Annotated in this window: 3 protein-coding genes; 1 reads left to right on the top strand and 2 read right to left on the bottom strand. The window is 44.6% G+C overall.

What is annotated here, in order from left to right:
* On the bottom strand, positions 1–223 hold a 223-nt coding region (locus CRV02_RS14260), incomplete at its 3' end, for a CII family transcriptional regulator (protein ID WP_129090898.1).
* A gap of 118 nt (positions 224–341) precedes the next feature.
* On the bottom strand, positions 342–542 hold the full coding sequence (locus CRV02_RS14255) for a Cro/CI family transcriptional regulator (RefSeq protein WP_000437875.1): 201 nt from the start codon (positions 540–542) through the stop codon (positions 342–344).
* A 100-nt stretch (positions 543–642) separates the two neighbouring features.
* On the opposite strand from CRV02_RS14255, the gene CRV02_RS14250 reads away from it, so the two are divergent.
* Positions 643–1,024: helix-turn-helix domain-containing protein (locus CRV02_RS14250; RefSeq protein ID WP_007053124.1), on the top strand; the 382-nt coding region annotated here is incomplete at its 3' end.

The raw sequence follows: 1,024 nt of genomic DNA, 5'->3' as shown, positions 1-1,024 counted from the left end.
CCACTGGGCCCGCCAACCCCGCCATGTCCCCGCCACCGGCCCCCCATTCCACACCAGCAAGCAGCATTGAGCACTTTGGAATCCAGTCCCTCTTCCACCTGCTGATCTGCGACTTATCAACGCCCACAGCTTCCGCTGTCTTCTCAGTTCCAAGCATTGCGATTTTGTTAAGCAACGCACTCTCGATTCGTAGAGCCTCGTTGCGTTTGTTTGCACGAACCATATGTAAGTATTTCCTTAGATAACAATTGATTGAATGTATGCAAATAAATGCATACACCATAGGTGTGGTTTAATTTGATGCCCTTTTTCAGGGCTGGAATGTGTAAGAGCGGGGTTATTTATGCTGTTGTTTTTTTGTTACTCGGGAAGGGCTTTACCTCTTCCGCATAAACGCTTCCATCAGCGTTTATAGTTAAAAAAATCTTTCGGCCTGCATGAATGGCCTTGTTGATCGCGCTTTGATATACGCCGAGATCTTTAGCTGTCTTGGTTTGCCCAAAGCGCATTGCATAATCTTTCAGGGTTATGCGTTGTTCCATACAACCTCCTTAGTACATGCAACCATTATCACCGCCAGAGGTAAAATAGTCAACACGCACGGTGTTAGATATTTATCCCTTGCGGTGATAGATTTAACGTATGAGCACAAAAAAGAAACCATTAACACAAGAGCAGCTTGAGGACGCACGTCGCCTTAAAGCAATTTATGAAAAAAAGAAAAATGAACTTGGCTTATCCCAGGAATCTGTCGCAGACAAGATGGGGATGGGGCAGTCAGGCGTTGGTGCTTTATTTAATGGCATCAATGCATTAAATGCTTATAACGCCGCATTGCTTACAAAAATTCTCAAAGTTAGCGTTGAAGAATTTAGCCCTTCAATCGCCAGAGAAATCTACGAGATGTATGAAGCGGTTAGTATGCAGCCGTCACTTAGAAGTGAGTATGAGTACCCTGTTTTTTCTCATGTTCAGGCAGGGATGTTCTCACCTAAGCTTAGAACCTTTACCAAAGGTGATGCGG

The organism is Arcobacter sp. CECT 8989, assembly GCF_004116715.1.
In the GTDB taxonomy this organism is placed as follows: domain Bacteria; phylum Campylobacterota; class Campylobacteria; order Campylobacterales; family Arcobacteraceae; genus Halarcobacter.
The sequence above is the reverse complement of the archived record's forward strand: the minus strand, read 5'-3'. Positions and strand labels throughout refer to the sequence as shown.

Coding starts and splice junctions, on each gene's coding strand:
- CRV02_RS14255 (WP_000437875.1), bottom strand. CDS start 542: ATGGAACAACGCATAACCCTGAAAGATTATGCAATGCGCTTTGGGCAA.